The organism is Methanosarcina sp. KYL-1, assembly GCF_024372725.1.
Taxonomy (GTDB): domain Archaea; phylum Halobacteriota; class Methanosarcinia; order Methanosarcinales; family Methanosarcinaceae; genus Methanosarcina.
The window spans coordinates 38,887-65,478 of sequence record NZ_VOUA01000020.1; the positions used below are offsets into that span (position 1 = coordinate 38,887).

A 26,592-nucleotide genomic window follows, 5' to 3' on the forward strand; every position below is an offset into this window, starting at 1 on the left:
AAGTGGAAAAAAAGGAAAACATGGAAAAAACGCGGGCTTACAAGAAAGTCATGGAACAAAATAAGAAGATAAACAGGGTCAACCTTGTGGTGCTGGCTGCAGGCTTGATTTTAACGTTTCTTAACATAAAGGTTTTTGGCATTGATGTCGGGTACTATCTTCTCTGGACCGGGGTCTTTGTCTTCTTCGTGACTGCAATTTCAGGTATCTCTGCCTCCTGGTCTGCGCGCAGGCCGAGATAAATATGAAAGATTTATAAAATGAACGATTCCCCCGGTTTTTTCGGGAAAGAGGTTTTCTGACATGGGTGAAACAATAGCAAGTGAGGAAATGCATGAATACTTCGATGGGCTTGAAGCCATGCTCAAAGAAGCCATTGAGGTTGCAAACAGGGCCCGGGCCCGGGGCGGAGACCCCAAACCCACTGTCGAAATTCCTCTAGCAAAGGACCTTGCAGATAGGGTTGAGAACCTTATCGGAGTCCAGGGAGTCGCTTCAAAGCTCCGGGAACTTGAGACGAAGATGTCCAGGGAAGAGGCTGCTCTTGAGATCGGGCGCCAGGTGGCCGAAGGGGAAGTTGGGGACTTCCCTACAAAAAAGGATGCAGTGGAAGCTGCAATCCGGGTCTCTATGGCTACCCTGACCGAAGGGGTGGTTGCGGCTCCTATCGAAGGCATTGACAAGGTAGACCTCGGAAAAAACGATGACGGTTCTCAGTACATCCGGATATTTTACTCGGGGCCCATCAGGAGTGCCGGAGGGACAGCCCAGGCCCTTTCCGTGCTTGTGGGGGATTACGTGCGGCGCGGGATCGGGATTGACCGTTACAAGCCCAGGCCCGAGGAAGTCGAACGTTATGTGGAAGAGATCCTGCTCTACAAGAGGGTTGCAAGCCTGCAGTACACCCCTTCGGAAGATGAGATCCGCCTGATAGTCCGGAACTGCCCGGTCTGCATTGACGGGGACCCTACCGAAGAAGCCGAGGTTGAGGGGCACAGGGACCTGGAACGGATAGGGACCAACCGCGTCCGGGGCGGGATGTGCCTTGTGCTTGCCGAAGGGCTTGCCCTTAAGGCTCCCAAGGTCAAGAAGCATGTGAACAAGCTGAAAATGGACGGCTGGGACTGGCTGGAGACACTTATAGGGGGCGCAAAGAGTGGGGGAAGTGCAGAAGATGAGCAGAAAAACAAGATCAAGCCCAAGGACAAGTACATAAGGGACCTGATTGCCGGAAGGCCTGTCTTTTCCCATCCTTCGAGGCCCGGGGGGTTCAGGCTGCGTTACGGGCGGTCCCGAAACACTTCCTTTGCGGCTGCCGGAATGAATCCCTCAGGTATGGTGCTGCTTGACGACTTTGTCACCAACGGGACCCAGCTCAAGGTTGAAAGGCCGGGAAAAGCTGCGGCCATGTCGGCTGTGGATTCCGTTGAGGGGCCAACCGTGCGCCTCTTCTCCGGAGACCTTGTCCGCATAGATAATATAGACCAGGCCTATGCTCTCCGGCCCCAGGTGGAGGTAATCGTGGATATCGGGGAGATCCTGATAAATTACGGGGATTTCCTGGAAAACAACCACCCTCTTATGCCTTCTCCTTACGTTTTTGAATGGTGGCACTATGACTTTGAAGCAGCCTGCCCTGAAAAAATCCCCGAAGAAGAACTGAAAAACCCCTCTGCAGCCCTGGCCATCAGGCTTTCCGGGGAGTTCAGGGTCCCGCTTCATCCGAAGTTTACCTACCTCTGGCATGACATAAACCGGGCGGAATTCAAAATCCTCAGGATTTTTGTAATTGAAACGGGGATTTATTCCCCCGAAACCGGCATATTGAAGCTGCCCCTGGAGGCTGCCCGGGCAGGAGGCGTCAAGCTCGTGCTCGAAAAACTCCTGGTGCTGCACCGGGTAAAGGACGGGGAAATCCTGATTGAAGAAGCCCTCCCGTTCATTTTCTGCCTGGGGCTTGGCCAGGCCCTGGAAGAAAAGGTTTGCATGCCCGAAACCGACGATATGGTGGAAGCTGTAAACCTCCTGAGCGGTTTTAAGGTCTACCCCAGGGCCCCCTCAAGGATCGGGGCGAGGATGGGCAGGCCCGAAAAGTCAAACCTGCGCAAGATGTCTCCCGCGGCCCAGGTGCTTTTCCCTATAAGCAATGCCGGGGGAATTACCCGGAACTTGGTGTCCGCGTCTGACTATTCGGCTTCCATGAACGCGAAGGTGGGGGAGATTGAAGTGGAGATGGGGCTCAGGCAGTGCCCTGCATGCGGGAAAGAGAGTTATTTCTGGCGCTGCGACTGCGGAGAGTATACACAGCCCAAACTTTCCTGTCCCCGCTGCAAGATTGATGTCCGGGGTGCAGAGGTTTGCCCTAAATGCGGGAGAAAGCCGACCTCTGTTGCAAACGTGAAACTGGATTTCCGTTCCGTTTACAAGAAGGCTTTTGAGAATGTGGGGGAACGGGAAAAAATGGGCATTATCAAGGGGGTAAAGCGGCTCATGAACGGGCAGATGACCCCCGAGCCCCTGGAAAAGGGGATTTTGCGGGCAAAACATGACGTTTACACCTTCAAGGACGGGACCATCCGCTACGATATGTCGGACATTCCCTTAACCCACATCCGGGCCGATGAACTCGGGATTACGGCAGCTAAACTCCGGGAACTCGGGTACAGGGAAGACGTCTGCGGAAAGCCTCTGGAAAGGGACGACCAGGTTGTCTGCCTGAAGGTCCAGGACCTTGTGATTTCCTATGACGGGGCCGAGTACATGCTGCGGACAGCCCGGTATGTGGACGACCTCCTTGTGAAGTATTACAAGGTCGAGCCCTACTACAATGCGGAAACAATTTATGACCTGGTCGGGGAACTGCTTATGGGGCTTGCTCCTCATACCTCCGCAGGGGTGCTCGGGCGCCTCGTGGGGTTCACGAAAGCATCCGTTGGCTATGCCCATCCTTTCTTCCATGCCTCAAAGCGCCGGAACTGTGACGGGGACGAGGACTGCATCATGCTTCTTATGGACGGGATCCTGAACTTCTCCAGGTCCTACCTTCCGGAAAAGAGGGGAGGAAAGATGGATGCCCCCCTTGTGCTCACCACGCGGATCGACCCTAAAGAGGTGGACAAGGAAGCCCACAATATCGACGTGCCTGCCCGCTATCCCCTGGAATTTTACAGGGCAACTCTGGATATAAAGAACCCAACCGAGCTCGAGGGCATAATGGACCTTGTGAGCGGCCGCTTGGGGACCCCGGAACAGTACGAACATTTCATGTTCACTCACGATACCACAGACATCGCTGCGGGTCCCCTTAACTCTTCGTACAAGACCCTCGGGAGCATGATCGAAAAGATGGAAGCCCAGCTTTCCCTGGCTAACAGGATCCGGGCCGTGGACGCTCCGGACGTAGCAGAAAGGGTGCTCAAGTCCCACTTCCTCCCTGACCTCATCGGAAACCTCCGCTCTTTTTCCAGGCAGAGGATGCGCTGCATCAAATGCGGGGAGAAGTTCAGGCGCCCACCCCTTACAGGGGCCTGCCCGAAGTGCGGGGGCAATGTGGTCCTGACCGTGCACGAAGGAGCGGTCCGCAAATACCTGGAGGTCTCGAAAGAAATCGCGGAAAGGTACGGTGTTTCCAGTTATACGCGGCAAAGGATCGAGCTCCTGGACCTTGATATCCGTTCTCTTTTTGAGAACCATAAGGTCAAACAGCTCGGACTTTCTGATTTCATGTCAGGGTCTGCGCGCTGATGAAAAGAACCGGGTCTGCGCGCTGATGAAAAGAATTTTGAATGCTAAATTGTTTAAGAAATTTGTCATGATGCCCTTGAAAGGGACAGGGCAATCTAAAATCCGGAATAAAAAAGAAATATTTATAAATAAGCCTTTTTAACTCTCTTCCTGATATTTTCCTTTCTTCCACTAAAAAGGGCTTTTCAAACCCGCCTTTCTTCCCATTCCCCCTGGGTTTTTTCTATACAGAAGGAAAAGTCTTCTACTCATTTATGTAATATTTATATATTTATGTCATTATTTATATACTATCTGTTTGATTATCTATACTTTTTTCCTTCTTCTTTTTGTTAAAATGCAGGTAATTCCTGAAAAAAGAGGGTATGGAGGGTCCCTGGCTGTAAAGGGGGTTTATTTTGCCGGCAAACCCAGGGAATTGATCTGCCCTATAAGTTCGGTGAAGTTTTCGATTTCCAGTTTAAGGACTTCTTCCCGGGTCATGCCTATGGACATCTCCCCGTCAACGGAAAGGCTTTCCGGTCCCCTCCGGACCAGTCTGTCCACTCCATCCCTGATCAGGGCTTCTTTTACTTCCCGGTCGTGGACAAAGGCTCTTCCCGGGATGAAGACGGTTTCCTTCACTTCCGAGAGGTCCAGGGTTTCGAAATCTTCAATGGTGACGAGGCATCCTACATCTTTTTTCAGGGGAACCACGTTCACAGTGCCTCCCAATGCCTCAAAGATTTCTCTGAGCCTGGGGGCTGCTACCTGGCCTGTAATAACCGTGGCTTCTTTTGTTACAGGGGGAAGCATTGCAAGGGCCTCGGGAACGTTTCTGATTGCGAAAGGCGAACCTATAAGGGGGTCTTCCAGAGGGGTCCCGGTGATACGTATGGAGGGGTGTTTTGCTGCCGAACTGCGGACTATTTCGATGAATTCGGGTACGGTATGGGGGGTTATGCCGGGTATGAGTGGGGAGTTGTTCAGGATCAGTCCGTTTTCCCGGAAATTTGCAAAGCGCATGAGGATTGCACCTTTTGCTCCCATGGCTTCCAGGTCACAGAGAGTCTTTTCAAGCACAGGACCGTCATTTACGCCGGGAATAAGCACGATTGCCCCGTAGACCTCACAGTGGGCACAGAAGTCCCTGAGGACCTGAAGGGAAGCTTCCGGTTCGGGATCCTTCATGTACTCGCCTCTCAAAGCAGGGTCAGTTGCAAAGACGGTAAAACTTACTTCCTTTACCCCGTGTTCGATATAGAATAGGGCATCATCAGGCCTGCTGAAGCCTTTGCCGCTGGTATAACCAAGATGGATGGGAGTCTCAAACTGTGATAAAAAGGTTACCAGATTTTTCAGTTCAGGGTAGCAGCTAACGTCTCCTCCCCCGCTGATTGTGAATTTTTCGACCTCTTCACTTACAAAATAAAGTTTTCTTGAGGTCTCTTCGAGTACCATCTGAAAGGGCTTGAAGCCCGAATAAGATTCCCTTACACTTCGGGTGCAATAATCGCATCCTTTTTTGAAGGGTAGACAGTACTTGCAACCCAGGGGATCAACTTCCTTAACTTTTTTAAAATAACAGTATTTACAGTAGCCCCTGCAGTCTATTCCAGGATTCCCGCCTACGTCGACAACTACTTCCATATTAAACTTTCGTATCAAGGGTATACTACTAAATCTTTTTGGTATGATGCTCCCAAAATGCCGGAATACTTACTAAAAAAAGTAAGGGTATATCGGGGTTTACTTAAGCAAAATTTTAACTACTTTTTACTCCATATTTCTTTGCTTCATAATAACTGTTAAAATACCTGTATTCCATTGATGCCGTTTTTTTATATAAATCAGGAAAAATAGATTTCATATTTATAAATACTTTTTTAAAAAAAAGCGAAATTCCTTACGCGTAGAACACAAAAGATTTAAGTACATTCTAAGCGAATGAGATTTCATTGGGAAAGTGGACACTTAAAAACAACGCGGTACTTGATCTATAAATAAGAGTGTTTTGTGCACTCGCGTAGTGTGACCAGTCCCAAAAATGACTTTTAACAAATAAGGAGGAAATTAAACGTGTCTGACATAGTAGACATCTACGACGACAGAGGAAAACTCCTGGAGAGCAACGTCGACATCATGTCCCTTGCTCCAACCAGAAACGCAGCAATTAAAAAAATCATCATGGACACCAAGCGGTCCGTTGCAGTCAACCTTGCAGGTGTTCAGGGTGCACTTGCCAGCGGTAAGATGGGCGGAAAGGGCCGTCAGATCTTAGGCCGCGGACTTAACTACGACATCGTAGGTAATGTTGACGCTATTGCAGCAAAGGTGAAGGAACTCGTCCAGGTTGACGAAGGCGACGACACCAATGTAAAGGTCCTCAAGGGCGGAAAGAGCCTGCTTGTCCAGGTCCCGACCTCCAGGATGATCGCCGGCGCCGACTACATGTCCGCAACCACCGTTGGTGCAGCAGCAGTCACCCAGACTGTCCTGGACATGTTCGGAACCGACATGTACGATGCACCCATCGTGAAGGGCGCTGTCTGGGGAAGCTACCCGCAGACAATGGACCTCATGGGCGGAAACGTTGCAGGTATCCTCAGCATCCCCCAGAACAATGAAGGTCTTGGCTTCTCCCTCAGGAACATCATGGCAAACCACGTTGCAGCTATCACCAACCGTTCCGCAATGAACGCTGCAGCTCTCTCCTCTATCTATGAGCAGGCCGGTATCTTCGAGATGGGCGGCGCAGTCGGTATGTTCGAGAGGCACCAGCTCCTCGGTCTTGCCTGCCAGGGTCTCAACGCCAACAACGTCGTTTACGACCTCGTCAAGGAGAACGGCAAGAACGGTACCATTGGAACCGTTATCCAGTCCATCGTCGGCAGGGCAATTGAAGACGGTGTAATTTCCGTTGACAAGACCGCTCCCTCCGGATACAACTTCTACAAGGCAAACGACGTCCCCATGTGGAACGCCTACGCCGCAGCCGGTACCCTCGCAGCCACCCTCGTGAACTGTGGTGCAGGCCGTGCAGCCCAGAACGTCTCCTCAACCCTCCTCTACTTCAACGACATCCTCGAGAAGGAAACAGGTCTCCCAGGATGCGACTACGGTAAGGCACAGGGTGTAGCAGTCGGTTTCTCCTTCTTCAGCCACTCCATCTACGGCGGCGGCGGACCGGGTGTCTTCAACGGTAACCACGTCGTTACCAGGCACTCCAGAGGATTCGCTATCCCCTGCGTATGCGCAGCAGTATCCCTCGATGCAGGTACCCAGATGTTCACAATCGAATCAACATCCGGCCTCATCGGAGACGTGTTCGGATCGATCGGAGAATTCCGCGAGCCGATTAAGGCAGTTGCAGGAGCGCTCTAAACGAATTGAATCAAAAAGGTCTAACGATGTCAGACTCTGCTTCAAACACAGAAAATCCTCTTCAAATCGAAATCTTTCCGAGAAGGATCCTGTCCCCTGAAACGGCTCAGAAGTTAATGGTTGAGCTTTACAAGGTGGACGGGGTAATCCGTGCCCTCATTCAGGGGCCGCGGTTGCCCGAAAGGGTATCTGCCGGCCCCGGGACCGGGGAAAAGGTAGAGCACCCCCTAAGGAAGCCTATCCAGATTGGAGATCAGGTTATTGATCTGAAAATCAGCGTAGGCAGGATCAGGCTGGAGCTTGCAAATGCCGAAGTCAAGGAAAAGGTCCGGGAAATCTGTGAAAAAGTGCTTCCTGTTCCTTTTGAGTTCAGGGAAGGACATTTCTTTAAGAAGAAGGCTACAGTTACTGACTATGCCAAACTTGGCCCTGATGCAGACCCCCGCTTACTTGGTATGGTAGATCCGAAAGCCAAGAAGGAAAGCCTCGTCTTTATTGAGATGCAGGATAAGCAAGAGAAAGATGAGTGAAAAGGTATGATGATCGATCGGGATACGCAGGTTGTTGACTGCCGATGCGGCATGGGACTTGGCAAAGGAGGAGGGCTTGCTCAACGCGGGACTCTTTCGGAAGCCGGCCGTGCCGATGTGGTGGCCATTGCCATGAGTCCCGGCCAGAGGCATATCACCAAACCGGTCTGCGAGATCACATACGGAATGCGGAAGGAGAACATCCAGGTCAGCGTACTTGTGCTTTATTCCGGGTCAGGAATCCCGGAGTCGGGCCTGAGAACGGGGTCATTTGTATTGAGCCCTGTAGAGGTCTCACAAATTGAAATGCATAAACTGGCTGTCATCCATTTAGGAAACATCAAGGACCATGTGGTAAGGAAGGCCAGGGAAATCCTGAGCCAGGCTGATATCCCGGCAATCGTGGTCAGCCAGATACCGGTAGATTTTGAGGATTTCGCAGAAGCAGGGATAAAGACGAGATTAGTGATGCCAAGGGATGAAAATATTCGTACCAAGGGAATTGTGATGGATATGGTAAACGGAGTGACACGTGGTGACTCCTGTCCCAGGGATAAACTAAATTTAATCGTGAAATACGTCAAGACTACATTAGACCAATTAGAAGATCACAAAGGAGTTGCATGAGATGGCATACGAACCACAGTTTTATCCAGGCGCAACATCAGTTGGCGCTAACAGAAGAAAGCACATGTCCGGAAACCTTGAGAAGCTCAGGGAAATTTCAGACGAAGACTTAACCGCAGTTCTCGGACACCGTGCTCCAGGGAGCGACTACCCGAGCACCCACCCACCACTCGCAGAGATGGGCGAGCCTGCATGCTCTGTCCGCGAAGCCGTAGCACCAACACCCGGTGCAGCAGCAGGAGACAGGGTCAGGTACGTCCAGTTCGCAGACTCAATGTACAACGCTCCGGCTACCCCGTACTTCAGATCCTACTTCGCAGCAATCAACTTCAGAGGCGTAGACCCCGGTACCCTTTCCGGTCGTCAGATCGTCGAGGCCCGTGAGAGGGACATGGAACAGTGCGCAAAGGTTCAGATGGAAACCGAAATGAGCTGCCCCGCACTCTCCGGTATGCGCGGTGCAACCGTGCACGGTCACTCTGTCCGTCTTCAGGAAGACGGTGTCATGTTCGACATGCTCGACAGGAGAAGACTCGAAAACGGCACCATCATCATGGACAAGGACCAGGTCGCAATTCCCCTCGACAGGAAAGTAGACCTCGGCAAGCCCATGTCCGAAGAAGAGGCCGCAAAGAGGACCACCATCTACCGTGTAGACAACGTGGCCTTCAGAGACGATGCCGAAACCCTTGAATGGGTACACAGAGTTTTCGACCAGAGAACTTCATACGGATTCCAGCCGAAATGAGGTGATTTAGATGGCAGCAGACATTTTCAACAAATTCAAAAAATCCATGGAAGTCAAGTTCGCAACCGAGTATGGTTCAAACCAGCAGGTCGGTATCGACATTTCCGGGAAGACAGAAAAGTTCCTGAGGCTTGGCCCTGAGCAGAGCCCGAGAAAAGTAGAAATGATTCAGGCCGGTAAGGAAATCGCCGAGAAGAGGGGTATTGCTTTCTACAACCCCATGATGCACATGGGTGCCCCGCTCGGTCAGCGTGCAATTACTCCTTACGTCATTTCCGGTACTGACATCGTTGCAGACCCCGATGACCTCCACTACGTCAACAACGCTGCAATGCAGCAGATGTGGGATGACATCAGGAGAACCTGTATCGTCGGCCTTGACATGGCTCACGAGACTCTTGAGAAGAGGCTTGGTAAGGAAGTTACTCCTGAAACCATCAACCACTACCTCGAGACCCTCAACCACGCCATGCCCGGTGCAGCAGTGGTTCAGGAAATGATGGTCGAAACCCACCCCTCCCTTGTCGACGACTGTTACGTCAAGGTGTTCACCGGTGACGACGACCTCGCAGACGAAATTGACTCCCAGTTCGTCATCAACATCAACAAGATGTTCTCTGAAGAGCAGGCCGCACAGATTAAGGCCTCCATGGGCAAGACAACCTGGCAGGCAATCCACATCCCGACAATCGTCTCCAGGACGACTGACGGTGCCCAGACCTCCAGGTGGGCAGCCATGCAGATCGGTATGTCCTTCATCTCCGCATACGCAATGTGCGCCGGTGAAGCAGCCGTAGCTGACCTGTCCTTCGCTGCAAAGCACGCAGCCCTCGTCTCCATGGGTGAAATGCTCCCCGCAAGGCGTGCACGTGGACCCAACGAGCCCGGTGGACTTTCCTTCGGTCACCTCTCAGACATCGTCCAGACCAGCCGTGTAAGCCAGGACCCCGCAAAGGTTGCCCTTGAAGTAGTCGGTGCAGGCTGCATGCTCTACGACCAGATCTGGCTCGGGTCCTACATGTCCGGTGGTGTCGGGTTCACCCAGTATGCAACCGCTGCATACACCGATGACATCCTCGACAACAACGTGTACTACGACGTTGACTACATCAACGACAAGTACAACGGTGCTGCAAACCTCGGCACAGACAACAAGGTAAAGGCCACCCTCGATGTCGTAAAGGACATCGCAACCGAGTCCACACTCTACGGTATCGAGACCTACGAGAAGTTCCCGACTGCCCTTGAAGACCACTTCGGTGGATCCCAGAGAGCAACCGTGCTCGCAGCAGCAGCCGGTGTCGCAACCTCACTCGCAACCGCAAACGCAAACGCCGGTCTCTCCGGCTGGTACCTCTCCATGTACCTCCACAAGGAAGCATGGGGCCGTCTCGGCTTCTTCGGATACGACCTGCAGGATCAGTGTGGTGCCACAAACGTTCTGTCCTACCAGGGCGACGAAGGTCTCCCAGACGAACTCCGTGGTCCCAACTACCCCAACTACGCCATGAACGTCGGTCACCAGGGTGGATACGCAGGTATCGCTCAGGCAGCCCACGCAGGCCGCGGCGACGCATTCACCGTCAACCCGCTCATCAAGGTCTGCTTCGCCGACGACCTCATGCCCTTCGACTTCACCGCCCCCAGGAAAGAATTCGGCCGCGGTGCAATCAGGGAATTCGTGCCTGCTGGTGAGAGATCTCTCATCATCCCGGCAAAATAAACTCAATAAATTAAACACTTTAAAACAGAGTAGGCCTTCGGGCCTGCTTTTTTCCCTTTTTTTATACTGGCTTTTCTTTACTGTTTTTCCGGAAGTCGCTATCTTTTAAGAGCCTCTCCCAAAAAATATTGTATGTACACTATAAATTTAGGATTATGCCTTCTTTGAAGTTGAATTAGGCATAAATGAACACCAATGCAGGCAGTATTTTTAGAACCGCATCTTTAATCCAGTATTCGTATTCAGGATGTGATTAATACGCCCCTGATTCCGATAGATTTTACATTTCGACCCCCTTCTCAAAAATCAGGTGATTTTTTGCGAAAACTGTATGGACTTATTGAATCTGTAACGGACGCAAGCTCAACAAAATAAATAATTTTGGTGGAGTCCTGCAATTCTCCAAAAACTCCTGGCCAAAATAGTAAAAAATACAACAAAGTTGATTTGTTTTTCAGCGAAATATCATGGAAGATTGAATAATTAATTACGAAGATCGGAAAAACGAGCACTTACCTGTATGAATAAAAAAATTAAGTTGCTTTTTTTGGGGGGTCGAAATGCAAATTGGATAAGAGGCATCAAAAAATATACCTCCCCATTCTAAGCTTATATATTTCTTCTTCAAATCACAACAACTATTTTGCCTAATTTGCCTGCAGCTTCCATAAATTCTGTCGTATCTACACCGGGAAATGCATCTACAATACAAATATCAAATTTTTCATCCAAACAATTTGCCAATTCTCTTATATCCATACTATAAACTTCAAATTTGTCTCCGGATGCTATTAATTCTTCTTCGTTGCCTGAAAGTTTGACCGGAAATCCATTAGCTTCCAAATTAATCAAAGTAGTTTCTATTGCAGGCTTCCATATGTCATTAAAAACAACTTTTCGCGCGCCGGCTTTAAGGCATGCGATTCCCAAAGTCCCGGGGCCGCATGTACAATCAAGAACAGAAGGCTTATCATGATCTTTCAAAGCTTCTTTAAGTATCTCTATTTTGGGTGATTCTACCGTTGGAAACTCTATATGAATTTCATGCTGATATTTGTATATTCCTAAAGCCCCGTAAGGAGTCTGTATAATATCACATCTCAAATCGCATCCGGCAAGAAGTTCATATATATGAGGATTAGAGCTAGAATCTTTTATTCCTACAGTTTTTCTTATATCCCCTTTTAAAACCCCTCTTACTTCATCAACTTCCTTCACAATTGTTTCAGCACATCTTTTATCCACTTCATTTGACAATATTACTAAAGAATCCTTAGGTAAATATGGAACAGAATTAGTTGGATAGCCAGGAGTCACAAGAGGAACACATGCATTCCTTAAATTAGCTTTTTTATCTTTTATTCCTTCATCGATCATTACTTTTAGCACGTGAGCCATTACAATATCAAGTTGCCTCTTACCGCATTTACAACTTCCAAAATGGTTATCTATTTCAGCTAAGTTAATCTGTTCTGCCAGAGGAGAGAATTTCCTTATATTTTCTGTTTTGCAATCGTTGCATGGTTCGTAGAATAATTCAATGTCTTTTAGTGCTTCCGAAATAGGCCTTATGCACGTATCTCCACACCTACATCTTATCTCCATATGCTTAAATATGGATATTCTGTATAAAAATTATGCCATTTCTTATTATTCTTGAATTTTGGGTTCGGTGGTGTCGGATTCACACAGTATGCAACCACTGAATACACCGATGACATCCTCGACAACAACGTGTACTACGACGTTGACTACATCAACGACAAGTACAACGGTGCTGCAAACCCCGGCACAGACAACAAGGTAAAGGCTACCCTCGAAGTCGTAAAGGACATCGCAACCTCACTCGCAACCGCCAATGCCAACGCCGGTCTCTCCGGCTGGTACCTCTCCATGTACCTGCATAAGGAAGCATGGGGCCGTCTCTGCTGGTGAGAGATCTCTCATCATCCCGGCAAAATAACTACGATAGTTTAAGTACATTAAAACAGAGTAGGCCTTCGGGCCTTCTTTCGTGCTTTTGTGTTTTTTTTCTGGGTTAGCTTAACTTTGAAAGAATCGTATATTCTAAATATAACTTCTTACATAAGTAATACTCAAAGTAAAAAATTTTATATACAAAAGAGTGTGACTTTACTCAAAAAATCAGAAATTATAATGGCTGGAGAGCTAACTAGATTCACTTTCCACCTTCTGGAAACGGATTTTATTGAAACATTTGCGGGGAGGGGTATTTGTAAATGGGGGGTTCACAAAGTTTTTTAAAGAATTGTCATGCGGTTTCAGATGTCATGGCTCAGGTTCTCATGACATGTATTTTGCTTGCTGCGCTCACGACAGTGGCTTTATTTGTTTTCTCCCGGAGTGCTCCTGCGTATATTCCCCATGTTGACGTTCAGCAGAGGGTTGACGGGGCTTCGGACATTCTCTACCTGAAGCACAGCGGAGGAGAAGCAGTCGATACCAGGAATATGCTGCTTATTGTCAGTGTCGACGGGCAGAAAAAAGTATTATCGGATACTGAAATTTCCGGATATCTCGGGAAAAGTTACTGGGAGGCCGGGGATGTTCTTTCAATTGACATGTACGATAAGTGGGGGCTTCGCCTGGACAGCGATGACTGTGTTGAAGTCTTCCTGGTTGACGTGGGGTCAAAAAAACTAATCCAGAGGGGAAGTATGCCCATGGAAGGTCTGTGCAAGCCTTTGCTGGAGCTGAACAGATGGTACTTTTTTACCACTGTTGAAGGTGATGACAGAGATGAGGTGAACCTCGGGCATCTTCAGGACTGCGGCATAGCTATTGACTTTTATCCTTCGGTCCCCGGGGACAGCTCTGAAGACATTCTTCTAGGAAAGGATAATACGGATTACTTTGCTAAAAACGCCTTCAGCCATGATATGCAATATGACTCCCTTGACCTGACATTTGGCTTTGATGATGAAGCTTTGAAGGGGTTCAGGTCTCTTCCGCACAATGCAACAATCTTAATGATTTACGGCCTGCAGAGTGAACCTGCTGATGCGACATTGACAATTGCGGGTGAGAGCATCCCGGTCTTTAATGGCGGTAACAGTGGGAGTAAAAACTGGTTTATTTACAATAAAACTGTCTCGGTCAATATAAGCAGTGTTTCAGAATTGGAGTTCAGCATCCATCTTATTCAGGAAAATAAGGATATAGACATCGATTATCTGGCTGTATACCTGAGTTGAAGAAAAAGGTTGTCGAGAGAATAAGAATCAAGGGAGAATATTGAGCCTGCTCTGTTCTCCAGAGTTGAAGGGAGAAAATATGCCTGGGGGGGTATTATATTGCGGAGTTTATGGAAGTTTATTTGGAAGTTTATTAAAAATTCGGAGGCTGTTTCCGGGGTTATGGGAGAGGTTCTCCTTACGGGCGTAGTGGTCATAGCGTTCAGTATGGTTGCAACGCTGGTATTTTCACTCGATGCGCCTGTCGACTGTCCCCATGTAGCAGTTGAGAAATGGGGGCGTGCCCCAACCGATACTTTGTACATAAGGCACTGCGGAGGGGACATCCTTGATACTGAAGACCTGAAAATCATGGTTTCAATTGATGAGTCCAGTTACGTATATTCCGGGGCCGATGTTTCCGGGAACCTTAACAAGAGCGTCTGGGACCTGGGGGATGTCATTGCAATCAACACGAAAAATGAATGGGGGGTCCCCTTGAGTAAAGGAGATTCCGTGTTCGTTTATCTTGTGGATATGGATTCAAAGCAGGTGGTCAGGAAAGTGAAAGTTCCTGTGAATGGAGGTGGTTCCGGTGGATGGGTTTCTCCATCGGAAATGCTTGATTCCGCTGGCTCGTCAAACCTTACGGCAGTACTGAAAGAAGGTGATGGGAACGTTACCCATTATCTGGTGCCCAAAAAGGGTACTTCCGGTGTAAACGGTACTGGTGAAGTGTTTTTTTTTGACATAGATATGGCAGACTATGACTTCAGGCTTGATGAACCGGTTTCTAATGTTACGCTTAAGCTTGTTTATGAAACCCATGACGATTCTTTTTTCTATATCCAGTTACGTGTATTTGATGCGTATCCTCCTCCCGGGGAATGGTATAACGAGTCTTTTATGCCTGAATCCTCCTCATCCCGGACTTATGTAACTAATTTGTCCGATTGTATTAATACGACTGAAGACCTGGAAGGGCTCAAGATCAAGATTGTAGCCGTCGGAAATGCTGCAAGTAATAAAGAAGTAAATGTCGATTATATCGCCGTAAGCTTTGAGTGAATATCTGGGTTCGGGGGTGAAGGAAAAAGCTGTTTACGGAAGATTTTTTACAGGGGGTGTGATGCTCCCAGTATGAAAGATCGGGGAGGAAGCCGGATTCAAAGGCTTCTTTTTTGCCTCCGGGCTGAGGGTATAAAATTGATAAAGTGGGGGGATGTTTGTTGTATAAATGTTTGTATAAAATATGCAAATTCATTAAAAATTGCGACGGGGTTTCGGAGGTCGTGGGGGAGGTCCTCCTGACGGGAATAGTGGTTCTTTTTGTCAGTATGATAAGCGTATTTGTATTTTCTATTGATAGGCCTGCTGACGCTCCTCATGCGGATTTACAGGTATGGCTGGACGAGACCTCCGATACCATATATCTGAAGCACAGGGGAGGAGAACCCCTTGCTGTAGATGAGTTGAAAGTCGTGGTCCTCGTTGACGGTACTGAAATGGTGCTTTCTCCGGAAAATGTTTCTGCAAAACTGGGAGGTAATGAAAGCTGGATGATGGGGGATGTAATTGAAATTGGAGTAATGGCTGATTGGGGGATCTCTATCGAAAGCGGAGACCCGGTGGATTTATTATTGGTCCACATGCCTTCAAAACAGGTGATCCAGCAGATGGCTGTTACCGTTTCCTGAACTATGGCTGCTACTATCTCCTGCCCAAATGGCTGTTACCGCTTCCTTAATTGCCGGAAACCGTTGTAGCTTGATGCCTTTACAATACACAACCCAAAAAGTTATAATGTACTATTAATAATGATATCTCTACAAAATGAAAAAAAATCACAATGTACTGGCAATAACTGATGCTTCAACCAGGAAAGTACCTCTCCGGGCAGTATTTTCCGGGTTCACTCTATCAGATTTCAGGGCCAGGGTTGAGATAAATTGAACGCGGTTATTTTGTTCCCGATTACCTTGCCTATCGATCTCCGGCATATAATCTTTGATGAGTAGCGTTAAAGCAGGAAAAGGAATGTTATGAACCTGAAAGTCATTAAACCGGCCTCTGCATTTCTCAGGTCAGATTCTGGAGTCTCAACAGCTGTTGCTGCTGCCCTTTTACTCGGGATCCTGGTTATATTCATTACAAATATTCAGGTCTACCACGTCCCCCAGTGGAAAGAAGATGCAGAGTATGTCCATATGTCCGAGGTCTTTGAGGACATGTCCAGGTTAAAGTGTAATTTTGACCTCATCTCTACGGGCCTGGAAATCAATCCGAGTAGCAGAATTATCCTGAATTCTCCCCTCCGGATGGGCGGGGGAGACCTTCCCATAGTCAACCGCATGAAATCCGGGGGTACTCTTGCCTTAAATGGTGGGGGATGCAGGCTGTTTGCAAATATTACCTACAATGATTCTCACAGTGAGGACATTAATTTCGGAAACCCTCTTGACTGCGGGACGATCTCCTATCAGGCTGTCAATTCCCGTTATATAAATCAGGCATACTGCTATGAAAACGGGGCTCTGATTGTTGTTCAGGACGGCCAGTCTTTTATGAAACTTTCTCCTGCGATCATCCTCCAGAAAGAGCCCAACAACTTTGTGAACCTCTCTATAAACGCTGTCTGCCTGGAAGGGGACAACTGGGTCCTCTCAAGCAACGCCCTCGAGGATATACGGCTGATTTCCAGGTCGCGGACGACTCTTTGTGATAGCGACCTCCTTACAGGGAGTTTTTATCTCACTTCAGTGTCCCTTACGATTTTTACTGAATACCCTGAGGCCTGGGGAACATACTTCAACAGTACAACCAAAAATGAGAACATTGATCCAGCAGATTACAACATCACCTTAAACAGCTCTGCGGTTGTCTTTTCCCTTACTCCGGCAGATGAGGATCTGATTGTGAAAATTTACAAAAGCTCAATAGAGGTCGAAGCATTGTAAAATGAATAACCCTGCTTGATGAATAACTCTTTTTATAATTTTTAATAAAAAAGGCTGCTGCATTTAGAAAAATGCAGCTTTTTACTTTTCATTCTTCGTTTTTCATTCTCTCTTTTCATTCTTCCTGTACTTTCTCGATTTTCGCACCGAGCTCGCACATGTCCTTGAAGAAGTCAGGGTAAGAAACCGAAATGGATTCCGTGGTGTCGATTGTTGTGTTTCCTACCACCATACCTGCTATGCTCAGGGCCATGACGATTCTGTGGTCGTGCCAGCCGTGGAGGGCTGCGCCTTTGAGTGAGCCTCCGGTGATGGTCAGGCTGTCTTTTTCTTCTCTTATCTGGACTCCCAGCTTTGGAAGTTCGGTGGCAAGGGCATGGAGCCTGTCGGTTTCCTTGTAGCGGACATGCTCTGCGTTTTCAATCCGGCTGGTCCCTTCGGCAAAGGAGGCCAGGACTGCAACGGTCGGGACGAGGTCCGGGGTTGCTCCGGCATCGAAGGTGATAGCTTTCAGGGTTTTTCCTCCCCTGAGCGTAACGGTGCCGGCATCTTTCTTCCAAGTGATGTCTGCGCCCATACGCTCCAGGGTCTCGATTATCACAAGGTCCCCCTGTTTTGAGGGGAAGAGGTTTTTGACGGTGACTTCGGACCCTTCGGTCAGGGCTGTAGCTGCGAGCAGGTAGGACGCCGAGGAGAAGTCACCGGGAACGGTGTATTCCTTGAGGTTGTACTTCTGTTTCCCGGGGATGATGAATTTGGTGTTGTTGTGGTTGTCCATGTGGATTTCGGCCCCTGCCAGCCCGAGCATCTCAACGGTCACATCCACGTAGGGCTTTGATTTCATCTCCCCGACGATGGCGAGGGTGGTGCTGCATTCTGCGAGAGGGCAGGCGATCAGGAGGGCCGAGATGAACTGGGAACTTATAGAGCCGTCAATTTTTGCGATGGCTCCTTCAAGCCCGCCTTTGATCACAATGGGAGCCCTTTCGTTTCCCCGGGTGGAGCAGGCTTTGACCCCCAGCTTGTTAAGGACTTCCAGGAGGGGCCCGTTAGGCCGACTCCGGAGGGAGGCGTCTCCCGTAATCACAGTGATCCCGTCCGTGAGGGCTGCAATTGCGGTCATCAGGCGGAGGGTTGTACCTGAGTTTGCGGCATCGATTACGTCATCCGGGACTCCGGGCTTTCCGTTCACGCCCCTGATGCGGAGGGTGTCCCCGTCCCTTTCGATATCTGCCCCGAACATCTCACAGGCCCGGATTGTGGCCAGGGTGTCGGCGGAGATCAGGGGGCGGTGGATAACCGATTCTTTTGAGAGGGCCCCAAGGGCGACGGCCCTGTGGGTATAGCTTTTGGACGGAGGGGCAAAGACCTCTCCTTTGATTGAGGATTTGTCAATAGAAACGCGCATTTTTTACCAGGACTCCTGTTTTTTTATGTCGGCTCTTTATCTAAAATAAGGGTTTTCAGCTTCAGCGCACACCTTTTACGATGTTTTCAACCAGGTCCCAGTCGTGGTCATAGACGTGGGCCGAGATGCTGACAGTTGTGATCATCCCGGGTTCGACCCCGATCCGGCCTGCTACGTATTCCAGGAGTTTCGAGAGTCCGTAGAGGTTTGCAGGGTATGCTCCCCCGAAGTCGTGGCTCCTGAAGAGGGTGGTCAGGTGGACTTTTCCGTCCCGGACCTTGAAGTCGTCCAGCATCATGCAGGGGACCTCGTTTACTTTCGTGTCCACCGGCGGAATCCAGGTAACGGCAATCGCCCTTCTGGATGTCGGGCTTTCCTGCAGTTTTTCGATTACGTATTCGATCTGGTCCACTTCCCCGTTCCAGTCCCTGAGGCGCTGCCCGTAGGTGTACTCGAAGTCCTGTACGTTTTCGCCCGAGATCAGCTGCTTTGCGTACTCTTCAAGCCTCTCCTCGTTCCAGGCAGTGTCTGCAGGGATCCGGTCTGTGTAGGGGTCTTCGATTACCACCATTAAGTCCATAAACTCCCTTATCTGGCTTCCCCGCTCGTCCGTAATTACCTGCCCGTGGTTCCAGATGATGTTAAGCCCGCGGTACCATGCATCAGAGATGTTCTTTGCCCTGATGATCCTGCCAATCTCAAACTTTTCTTCCATTTAATATTCCCCGATCAAATTCAGGATAGGGTGTCGAAGGTGTCGACGGGTAATATAATATCCGCTTATTTATAAAAACATCCTTCATATCCGATGTTTTTAAGTTTCTTTTCGGATTGTTTTTCAGTTTTTCAGATTTTCTCGCAATATGGCATATATTCGCCAATCGGATATAATATTTGTTTATCGTTTGTTTATCGTTTGTTTATCGTTTGTTTATCGTTTGTTTATCGTTTGTTTATCGTTTGTTTATCGTTTGTCCACGTTTTGTTTTTACTTTCTTTTCTATCTATTATTTTCTTTTATAAGTGCTTTTTCTCAGGAAAGTTCCGTGTGCCTTGATAACACATAGCACGCTTAGCTTAAAAAAGTACCGGAAGGTGTTCCCCAGGAGGAAGTATGGGGCCATAATGATAGGTCAACAGGTAAAGTGAAAATAGATATAATGAAGTAAATTATGAAAGTTGAGGGGGGCAAAAGGGAAAAATTGAAAGAAAAAAGCAAAGGAAAATGGAAAAAAAGGAAAAAATTTGAGGCCTGAAAGGCCTTTTGTTCAGGCTCAGAATGTCATTGCCCTGAGGCGCCTGACCCGCTCGTCGGTTACCGGGTGGGTCCTGAAGAGGGACTGGAGCGCCCCGCCTCTGAGGGGGTTTACGATAAACATGTGGGCTGTGGTTTCTTTTGCCTGGACGTCCCTGATGCTCGGCTGGAAGTGGGAGTTTCCGTATTCCAGTTTTTCCAGGGCATTTGCAAGTGCCCAGGGTTTTCTGCACATCCTTGCACCTTCGTAATCCGCGGCAAATTCCCTTGAACGGGAGATTGCGAGCTGGATCAGGGTTGCAGCCAGCGGGGCAAGCACAGCCATTACGATAAACCCTATGATGCCTCCTGCACCGTTGTCGTCGTCCCTGCCGCCAAAGCCGCCGAAGATTGCAGCCCAGCGGGCCCAGGAAGCCAGCATTGTGATGACACCGGCAATTGTTGCAGCCACCGCACTGATAAGGGTGTCGCGGTTTTTGACGTGGGCCAGTTCGTGGGCCAGCACCCCTTCGATCTCTTCATTCGAGAGCAGGTTGAGAATCCCGGTCGTAACCGCCACAGCTGCATGCTGCGGGTTCCTGCCGGTTGCAAACGCATTAGGCATCCCGGAATCAACGATGTAAACCTTAGGTTTCGGAAGTCCTCCCTTCATTGCAAGGTCGCTCACGATCCTGTGCAGGTTCGGAGACTCCGCCGGGGTAACCTCCCTTGCCCTGTACATTTTCAGCACGATCGTATCGCTGTACCAGTAACTCCCAAAGTTCATGATAACCGCAAACAAGAATGCGATTATCATCCCGCCCGTCCCACCAAAGTAGTTCCCGATAAGGACCAGGAGCCCTGTAAGGGACGCGAGCAGAATTGTGGTTTTAAACATATTCTTCATGACTTCTCACACGACATCCTCCCGGGCTAACGTCCGGGTTTTCAGTCTTTTGATTCTTACTCTGTGAATTTATTTATTCAATTTTGATCGGATAGAATCAAGTGTATATGTTCTTGCTACAGATATATATTTTTTATCCCGATTCCGATTTATTGTCCCAGATGGGTTGTTTTCTTTGAATATTTGTCCCTAAATGCCTTTTTAATAGGACATATAGGTTAATTTGCTTTGGAAACGGGAGATTTTATTCTTTATTCGTAGAAATAATATGGTCTCATTTTCCGGTTCAAACCTTGATTTCAGGCTTACAACTGAAAATTTGCCCTGCAGATTTTTTTTAGTTTATCTGTTGTTTTGAGTTATTTCTACAAATTTGGTTTGAAATCAAACTATTATATGGGGATTCAAGTATATATTATTTATCAAAAGAGATTTTGTGGGGGTATGGAGTGTTATTTCTAAAAACTCAAAATCTCAAATTACTACATCTTCAAAATAATCCATATCCATTTTTTTAACCTCATACGATTTAACCTTCGACACTCCTACATCATACTCAACCATCAGCCGGGAAAGCATCTCTCCATCAATCAACACAATATTCCCGGTAAAAGTAGCATAATCAACCGCTTCTTTTGAAAAGCCGGATGTGGTTATGAAAACGCCTTTTTTTGCCTTATTTCCGATCAAAGCCCCTGCAAATTTCTGTATTTCGGGTCTTGTGACTGTCCCCTCCCAGCGTTTTGCTTGGATGTAAATGACATCAAGGCCCAGGCGGTCTTCTTTTATTATACCATCAATTCCACCGTCATGACTTTTCCCGACAGCTTTTCCGGCGTCGGCTCTTGAACCTCCGTAGCCCATTTTTGTCAGGATATCGATTACAAGGGATTCAAAGAAAGCCGGGGAGCATTTCTTCACCGTTGTAAGTATTTCGGAAACGAGTTCATTGTGAAGTTTCTGATATGCGAGTTCGAGGGCTTCTTCAGGATCCAATTGATCAATTTTTCCGCTATCAGACTCCACAATTTCTGGTTGTTTTCCCTTGTTGTAAAACTCGTTAAATTCGCCATACCGTTTCAAAAAGTTAACATCAATTGAAGCGGGATTTTCTTTAAGGGCTTTCAATCCTTTCTGAGTAATGGAAAAATATCCTTTCTTTCCGGAGTCCAGCAGTCCGGCTTTTTTTAGGTAAGTGCGAGCCCACCCTACTCTGTTCTTAAAGATAGCCTGCTGGCCGCTTGGCAGCAGTTCCTTTTTCTCTTCTTCACTTAACCTGAATTCTTCGGCGAGCTGTTCTATTGCATCGCGAACTCGGTGCTCTTTGCCGTCTCCTGCATATTTTAGCAGGGGGAGCATAACGGATTGATAATCTGGAATTCCCATCAAACCACTCAGAAGATTACATTCGTCATATTTAAAATTTTGAATGTCTTTCTTTTTATGGTTTATTATTTTTTTGTTATGTTACCCCACAACCTCATACTCCACCCTCACCACCCCACCCTCATACCTCTTCGTCCCCACCAGCCTCAACCCTATCTCCTTCCCAATCCGCTCAAACAGTGGAATCCCGCCTCCCAGAATAACCGGAACCACGAAAATAATCAAATCCTGCAACAGGCCCTGCTCAAGAAATACCCTGATAATCTGCGACCCACCGACGAGCCAGATATCTTCCTCAGTATTTTCCTTGAGCTTGCGCACGAACTCCCCGATATCCCCGGAAACGAACTCAACATTTTTTTCGTGCCGGATGGAGGGTCCCCCTTCTCCGGTTTGCCTTGTGAAAACGTATGTCTTTTTATCCCCGTAGGGCCAGGGGAACCCGAAGCCCAGGACCTGCTCGTAGGTCTTCCTGCCCATGAGAACCGTGCCTATCGAGGCGTAGAATTCGGAATAGCCGTAGTCAGTTTCGGAGCCGGAGCTTTCCCCTGCGTCGGGGAGCCAGTCTATGCTTCCGTCTTTTCGGGCGATGAAACCGTCGAGGCTGCAGGCGACGTAGAGCTTGATTCTGGGAGTGTTTTCTTTCATTGTCCCTTTCCCCATTTTAGTGATATTATTTACTTTTATGTTGATTTCGTTTTTTATTTCCTGTTTCATTTCGGGTGTTGTATGGCTCAGGCCGCTCGTAAACGAGCGGGAAAAGACAGGTTTAGATGCGGTATTCCCGCAGCCTGGGTGAAGTTCTTTATCTGGTCCTTCGCCTGCCTTTTACCTGATTAAGCTGGGCTTCCGCAAAATACTGGATTTTCTCATAGTGGTCTCCTGTACAGGGCCGGAATATGGCAAAAATGGTCTTCTATACAAGACCAAATATCCCCTAAATTTGTCTCCCATACAGGACCGTTTTCCAGGAAAACTCTCCAAAATCCAAACCTTTATACCTCTTCCTTTCCCAAAAATTCCTATATGTCCTCTTCAAACCCTCTGCAAGCAATCCCTCTTAAAGTGGAGCACTCCACAAAAGACCGGCTCTACTGGAACTTCTTTAACCTCATCCCTTTCCTTATCGGCTCAATTGCAATTGCCAGGGATTCGCTCAGATGGGTGGCAGTTTATATCTGCATAGCCCTTCTCTTTTTCCTGGTCATAGAATTCCGTTTCGCCTGTACCCATTGCCTTTACTACATCCGGAGCAAGGGCTGCGTAAAGTGCATGATGCTTCATGGAGTGCCCAAGATCTTCAAGGAGCGGCCGGGGCCCCACAGCCCGTTTGAAAAGGCGGTGACTGCCCTGGGAGCCCTTCCTATGTTTCTCTTTCCGGTTTACTGGCTGTTCAGGGACCCCCTGCTCCTGGTGGCTTATATCGTTGCCTGGGCGCTTTTCTTTTTGACTGCAAGGCGGTATGAGTGCATACGCTGCATTAATTTCGAGTGCCCCATGAACAGGGTGCCCGTTGAAGTGAGAACGGAGTTTGAGGGAAAAGAGGGTTTTTAAGAAAGAAGGCTTTTAAAGTAGTTTTTTCTGGAGAATACTTTCATGTCATCCCCCGGTTCACATATCCCCCTAAAAACAGAACACGAATTTAAGGATTTCCTCTACTGGAACTTCATAACCCTGGTCCTGCTGTTCCCGGCAGCTCTCGCAATCAGCATGCGTTCAACAGGGTGGCTGCTTGTCTACATTTCCCTGGTTTTTTTCCACTTCTATGTCCTTGAACAGCGTTTTTTCTGTACTCACTGTCCTTACTACGCCAGGGCCGGAAAATGTGTGAGGTGTATGATGAACTGGGGATGTCCTAAATATTTCAAGCCGAGGCCGTGTCCCCCGAGTACATTTGATCTTGCGATTACTATCCTGGGTTTCATCATCGTGATTTTATTTCCGCTTCCCTGGCTCTTGAAAGAACCGTTCCTGCTGGGCGCTTACTTTGTTTCAATTGCGCTTTTCCTGCTGACAGTATGGCGATATGAATGTGGGCGCTGTATTTATTTTGGGTGCCCTTTTAACAGGGTCCCCGCTGAGCTGAGAGCGGAGTTTGAGGAAAAAGGAGGTACTGGCAGCAAAGCCAGTTAATCGTATTTCTTTGTGGCTTCGTATTTTAATCAGGGAGATTCCTTCTTTCAGAATTCCTTCTTTCAGAATTCCTTCTTCTAGTAATGATGGATTTTTGGATGGTTATTCGTTGGCGAAAGCTATTTATATAATAAATAGGAAGTATATTTCCGTATCACTAACACAAAAAAAAGGAATTGCAAAACTAAAACAAGGAGATCCAGAAGATGAACAAAACAGTGAAAAGAACTTCTCCTAAACCCGTTTTGCATGGGTTTTTGTTGAGCAACGGCACTTTTGTCACCCCCGCGGAAATGAAAATTATGGAAAGCCTCGGGATTTTCCGGACAACAAAAACCCGATCCTGAGTGATTCCTCCAAAAAAGGAAATAAAAACGAACAGGAAAAAGGACACAAAAAACGGAAAAAAAAGCTCATCGGGTTCGCAAATAGAACTCGGTTTTTATTAGCCTCCAGAAAAACCAGCATATAACCAACCTCCAACAAACCAACATATGGATTGACTAACCTCCAACAAACCAACATATGGATTGACTAACCTCCAAAAAGTCAACCCCTAACTAACCTCCAAAAAACCTTCAAATAAGTAAGGATTAAATTCGCCATCAATTCCGGAATCCGAAGCGAAAATGAAAAAGACGCCGTAGAAAATGCGCCACCAACACCAGAATAACAGAAACATAACAGAAACAAAACAGAAATGGATTGGATGATTTACAAAATAATTATCCAATCCCCCCATTACCAATTTTTGTGTCCATTTTTCGTTCAATTTCCTCATTTTTTATTTTTTCTCAAAGGTGTAAGTCTTTTTCCCCTTCTCTTTCAGCCTGAAAAACCCGCCCTTTGTAATCCCTTCCATGATTTCCTCCTCTCTCATGTGGTGGTCGCTAAAAGAGAGGATGCCTCCGGGTTTCAGGACGTGGCGCAGTTCTTTCAGGATTTTTTCCGGCTCGCTAAGGGCATGGAAGGTGTCGTAGAAAAGGACTGCGTCCAGGCTTGCCGGGGGAAGCCCTGTGGCACAGTCGGAGAGGATGGTCTCAACGTTTGTCAGGTTTTTTATGGAGGCCAGGTTCCGGACCATTTCAATTGCATGAGGGTGGATGTCCAGGGCGTAGACTTTTCCTGAGGGACCGACCATTTCGGAAGCCGTGGGGATATAAGAGCCCGGGCCGCAGCCGTAGTCCAGGACCAAAAAGCCGGGCTTTATTCCTGTCTCTTCCATGACTTTCCTTCGTGGGGAGAAAAAGTCCCGGAACCTGAACATAAGAGTCATGGCATGGAAGTGAAAGTCAGACATCGGTTCGTCCATGAAGTTTCCTCCTGCAGGGTCTGTGTTTTAAGGGCATCTTTCCGGATGCAGTTTTTCTCTACGCTTTCCTCTACGCTTTCCTCTACGCTTTCCTCTACGCTTTCCTCTACGCTTTTCTCTCCAAACCTATTTTTGAAATTCACCTGCCTTATATTTTGCCCGAAATATGGGGTTTTTTCTGGTTTTTTTGAGGTCCATAATGGGATCTTCCGGGACCCTTTTGTGTTTCTCAGATATTTTGTAGAAACATGCATTAAGATGATAACACATATCTTTTAATCAGGAATCCTTTTAAGGGGAATTTAATCGGGGACCCTTTTAACAGGGATCTAATCAGGAATCTTTAGTGGACGAAAGGGGGTGTAGTTAGCCTGGCAGAGATCTCCGTATATCCGGCTTCCGGGCATTCGAAAGCCAGAAGAGGAAACTTGTCTGAGCTTCCGATGAACAATGCTTCAGGTGCAGTGGTGGGTGCTGCTTCAAATGTTGTGTATTATCCTGCTTCCAATACGCATGTAATTACATACACCGGGGAATTCAAAGGCGACTTTTTTTTACAGGATCTGGCTCCTTCTCTGGTCAAAACTTTCGGGGAAAAGAGAATTGCGGCTTTCGGAGAATTCTTTTCTTACCTTTTTCCTCCGGTTCCGGTGTTGTTTTCTTTTCTTCTGGTCGGTTATCTTTCTTCTTCTGGTTTTCCTCCCCTGGGGGATACTTTCGTTATCTTTTCAGGGGCAGCATTCGGGGCGCTTGGGATCCTGCTCGGAGGGCAGCTTTCCAGGGTTGCAGACTATCACAGGGATGCCCGGTGCAGGGGGTGCTGGAAACCCTTTGCCTGTGTGGAGTTCGAAAAACCTGAGATAAGGGAGCTAAGCACCCCTTACAGTTACAGCATTAATGTTACACGCTACTGGAAATGCAGGCACTGCGGCTGTGAAGAGGCAAGGTCCGGGGATGAGGGAATCGTTGCCAGGAAAGGGGATGAGAGTTCCTCTTCTTTCCTGAATAAAGCAATTTGCAAAAGCTGCGGAAAAAAAGCTGCCTATGAGGAATTCAAAAGGCCGGACGTAAAAGAAGTCCGGCGCTGTCTCATGGTGGGGGTTTTTACTACAAGGTATTACCGATGCAGGCACTGCGGGCATGAGAAGATCGGGGTTGAAAAGCAGCACATTTGAGCAGGTTGGGATGTATGGAAAGGATTTTAGGAGCATTAAGGGCTAATCCCCGCTTTTTCAAAGGCGGGATACAGCCCGTCAACTCCAACAACGCAACTTTATTAACATATGTATAGTAACCATCTACATAAAATAATATGCCAGAGAAAGA

24 protein-coding genes and 1 pseudogene are annotated in these 26,592 nt (G+C 48.0%); 16 read left to right on the top strand and 9 right to left on the bottom strand.

Features of this window, described 5'->3' with window-relative positions:
• Positions 1-2 precede the first annotated feature (2 nt).
• A complete protein-coding gene (locus FTO70_RS12930; protein WP_255336194.1) occupies positions 3-242 on the top strand; it encodes a hypothetical protein in 240 nt (79 codons plus the stop codon).
• A gap of 61 nt (positions 243-303) precedes the next feature.
• On the top strand, positions 304-3,744 hold the full coding sequence (locus FTO70_RS12935; RefSeq protein ID WP_255336168.1) for a DNA polymerase II large subunit: 3,441 nt from the start codon (positions 304-306) through the stop codon (positions 3,742-3,744).
• 393 nt (positions 3,745-4,137) lie between these two features.
• Here the strand turns inward: FTO70_RS12935 and mmp10 are convergent, their stop codons facing one another.
• Positions 4,138-5,373 (bottom strand): methyl coenzyme M reductase-arginine methyltransferase Mmp10, encoded by a 1,236-nt coding sequence (gene mmp10 / locus FTO70_RS12940; protein WP_255336169.1) that lies wholly within the window; start codon positions 5,371-5,373, stop codon positions 4,138-4,140.
• A gap of 429 nt (positions 5,374-5,802) precedes the next feature.
• On the opposite strand from mmp10, the gene mcrB reads away from it, so the two are divergent.
• The 5 genes from mcrB to mcrA are packed head-to-tail and all read left to right on the top strand — an operon-like array spanning position 5,803 to position 10,735.
• Positions 5,803-7,107, top strand: coding sequence for a coenzyme-B sulfoethylthiotransferase subunit beta (gene mcrB / locus FTO70_RS12945; protein ID WP_255336170.1), 1,305 nt, complete (start codon positions 5,803-5,805; stop codon positions 7,105-7,107).
• A 26-nt stretch (positions 7,108-7,133) separates the two neighbouring features.
• Positions 7,134-7,637 carry a methyl-coenzyme M reductase operon protein D gene (mcrD, locus tag FTO70_RS12950; protein WP_255336171.1) on the top strand — a complete coding sequence of 168 codons (504 nt, stop codon included), beginning with the start codon at positions 7,134-7,136 and terminating at the stop codon, positions 7,635-7,637.
• A 6-nt stretch (positions 7,638-7,643) separates the two neighbouring features.
• Positions 7,644-8,264: a methyl-coenzyme M reductase I operon protein C gene (mcrC, locus tag FTO70_RS12955; protein WP_255336172.1), complete on the top strand. Its 621-nt coding sequence runs from the start codon at positions 7,644-7,646 to the stop codon at positions 8,262-8,264.
• Position 8,265: 1 nt separating this feature from the next.
• Positions 8,266-9,012 (top strand): coenzyme-B sulfoethylthiotransferase subunit gamma, encoded by a 747-nt coding sequence (gene mcrG, locus FTO70_RS12960; protein WP_255336173.1) that lies wholly within the window; start codon positions 8,266-8,268, stop codon positions 9,010-9,012.
• Positions 9,013-9,022: 10 nt separating this feature from the next.
• Positions 9,023-10,735, top strand: a complete 1,713-nt coding sequence (gene mcrA, locus FTO70_RS12965; RefSeq protein ID WP_255336174.1) for a coenzyme-B sulfoethylthiotransferase subunit alpha — start codon at positions 9,023-9,025, stop codon at positions 10,733-10,735.
• 624 nt (positions 10,736-11,359) lie between these two features.
• Here the strand turns inward: mcrA and FTO70_RS12970 are convergent.
• Complete coding sequence (locus FTO70_RS12970; RefSeq protein WP_255336175.1) at positions 11,360-12,340, bottom strand: 50S ribosomal protein L11 methyltransferase; 981 nt, start codon at positions 12,338-12,340, stop codon at positions 11,360-11,362.
• Positions 12,341-12,406: 66 nt separating this feature from the next.
• On the opposite strand from FTO70_RS12970, the pseudogene FTO70_RS12975 reads away from it, so the two are divergent.
• The 5 genes and pseudogenes from FTO70_RS12975 to FTO70_RS12995 form a co-directional block, all read left to right on the top strand.
• Positions 12,407-12,661: pseudogene (locus tag FTO70_RS12975) on the top strand (methyl-coenzyme M reductase subunit alpha); the annotation flags it as partial.
• A gap of 314 nt (positions 12,662-12,975) precedes the next feature.
• The gene (locus FTO70_RS12980) at positions 12,976-13,950 is read left to right on the top strand and encodes a type IV pilin N-terminal domain-containing protein (protein WP_255336176.1); all 975 of its coding nucleotides are present in this window, start codon (positions 12,976-12,978) and stop codon (positions 13,948-13,950) included.
• 99 nt (positions 13,951-14,049) lie between these two features.
• A complete protein-coding gene (locus tag FTO70_RS12985; RefSeq protein WP_255336177.1) occupies positions 14,050-14,997 on the top strand; it encodes a type IV pilin N-terminal domain-containing protein in 948 nt (315 codons plus the stop codon).
• A gap of 173 nt (positions 14,998-15,170) precedes the next feature.
• Entirely contained in the window at positions 15,171-15,626 is a 456-nt protein-coding gene (locus tag FTO70_RS12990) for a type IV pilin N-terminal domain-containing protein (RefSeq protein ID WP_255336178.1), read from the top strand.
• A 345-nt stretch (positions 15,627-15,971) separates the two neighbouring features.
• On the top strand, positions 15,972-16,886 hold the full coding sequence (locus tag FTO70_RS12995) for a hypothetical protein (protein WP_255336179.1): 915 nt from the start codon (positions 15,972-15,974) through the stop codon (positions 16,884-16,886).
• A 115-nt stretch (positions 16,887-17,001) separates the two neighbouring features.
• On the opposite strand, the gene aroA is transcribed toward FTO70_RS12995, so the two are convergent.
• The 5 genes from aroA to FTO70_RS13020 all read right to left on the bottom strand — a co-directional run bounded on the left by aroA (position 17,002) and on the right by FTO70_RS13020 (position 22,469).
• Positions 17,002-18,294 carry a 3-phosphoshikimate 1-carboxyvinyltransferase gene (aroA, locus tag FTO70_RS13000; protein WP_255336180.1) on the bottom strand — a complete coding sequence of 431 codons (1,293 nt, stop codon included), beginning with the start codon at positions 18,292-18,294 and terminating at the stop codon, positions 17,002-17,004.
• Positions 18,295-18,355: 61 nt separating this feature from the next.
• Positions 18,356-19,009: a thymidylate synthase gene (locus tag FTO70_RS13005; protein ID WP_255336181.1), complete on the bottom strand. Its 654-nt coding sequence runs from the start codon at positions 19,007-19,009 to the stop codon at positions 18,356-18,358.
• Between the two features lie 559 nt (positions 19,010-19,568).
• On the bottom strand, positions 19,569-20,435 hold the full coding sequence (gene htpX / locus FTO70_RS13010) for a zinc metalloprotease HtpX (protein ID WP_255336182.1): 867 nt from the start codon (positions 20,433-20,435) through the stop codon (positions 19,569-19,571).
• A 474-nt stretch (positions 20,436-20,909) separates the two neighbouring features.
• On the bottom strand, positions 20,910-21,821 hold the full coding sequence (locus FTO70_RS13015) for a restriction endonuclease (protein ID WP_255336183.1): 912 nt from the start codon (positions 21,819-21,821) through the stop codon (positions 20,910-20,912).
• A gap of 81 nt (positions 21,822-21,902) precedes the next feature.
• The gene (locus FTO70_RS13020) at positions 21,903-22,469 is read right to left on the bottom strand and encodes a dihydrofolate reductase family protein (RefSeq protein ID WP_255336184.1); all 567 of its coding nucleotides are present in this window, start codon (positions 22,467-22,469) and stop codon (positions 21,903-21,905) included.
• 378 nt (positions 22,470-22,847) lie between these two features.
• On the opposite strand from FTO70_RS13020, the gene FTO70_RS13025 reads away from it, so the two are divergent.
• Genes FTO70_RS13025 through FTO70_RS13035 form a run of 3 tightly spaced genes read left to right on the top strand, consistent with a single transcriptional unit; the run spans position 22,848 to position 24,192 of the window.
• Positions 22,848-23,375 carry a hypothetical protein gene (locus FTO70_RS13025; protein ID WP_255336185.1) on the top strand — a complete coding sequence of 176 codons (528 nt, stop codon included), beginning with the start codon at positions 22,848-22,850 and terminating at the stop codon, positions 23,373-23,375.
• A gap of 42 nt (positions 23,376-23,417) precedes the next feature.
• A complete protein-coding gene (locus FTO70_RS13030) occupies positions 23,418-23,954 on the top strand; it encodes a hypothetical protein (protein WP_255336186.1) in 537 nt (178 codons plus the stop codon).
• A 10-nt stretch (positions 23,955-23,964) separates the two neighbouring features.
• A complete protein-coding gene (locus FTO70_RS13035) occupies positions 23,965-24,192 on the top strand; it encodes a hypothetical protein (RefSeq protein WP_255336187.1) in 228 nt (75 codons plus the stop codon).
• A 546-nt stretch (positions 24,193-24,738) separates the two neighbouring features.
• Here the strand turns inward: FTO70_RS13035 and FTO70_RS13040 are convergent.
• Both FTO70_RS13040 and FTO70_RS13045 read right to left on the bottom strand, forming a co-directional pair.
• Positions 24,739-25,266: a class I SAM-dependent methyltransferase gene (locus FTO70_RS13040; RefSeq protein WP_255336188.1), complete on the bottom strand. Its 528-nt coding sequence runs from the start codon at positions 25,264-25,266 to the stop codon at positions 24,739-24,741.
• Entirely contained in the window at positions 25,227-25,409 is a 183-nt protein-coding gene (locus tag FTO70_RS13045) for a hypothetical protein (protein ID WP_255336189.1), read from the bottom strand. Before FTO70_RS13045 ends, FTO70_RS13040 begins: the two co-directional genes overlap by 40 nt.
• 285 nt (positions 25,410-25,694) lie before the next feature.
• On the opposite strand from FTO70_RS13045, the gene FTO70_RS13050 reads away from it, so the two are divergent.
• Entirely contained in the window at positions 25,695-26,441 is a 747-nt protein-coding gene (locus FTO70_RS13050; protein WP_255336190.1) for a hypothetical protein, read from the top strand.
• Positions 26,442-26,592: the final 151 nt, after the last annotated feature.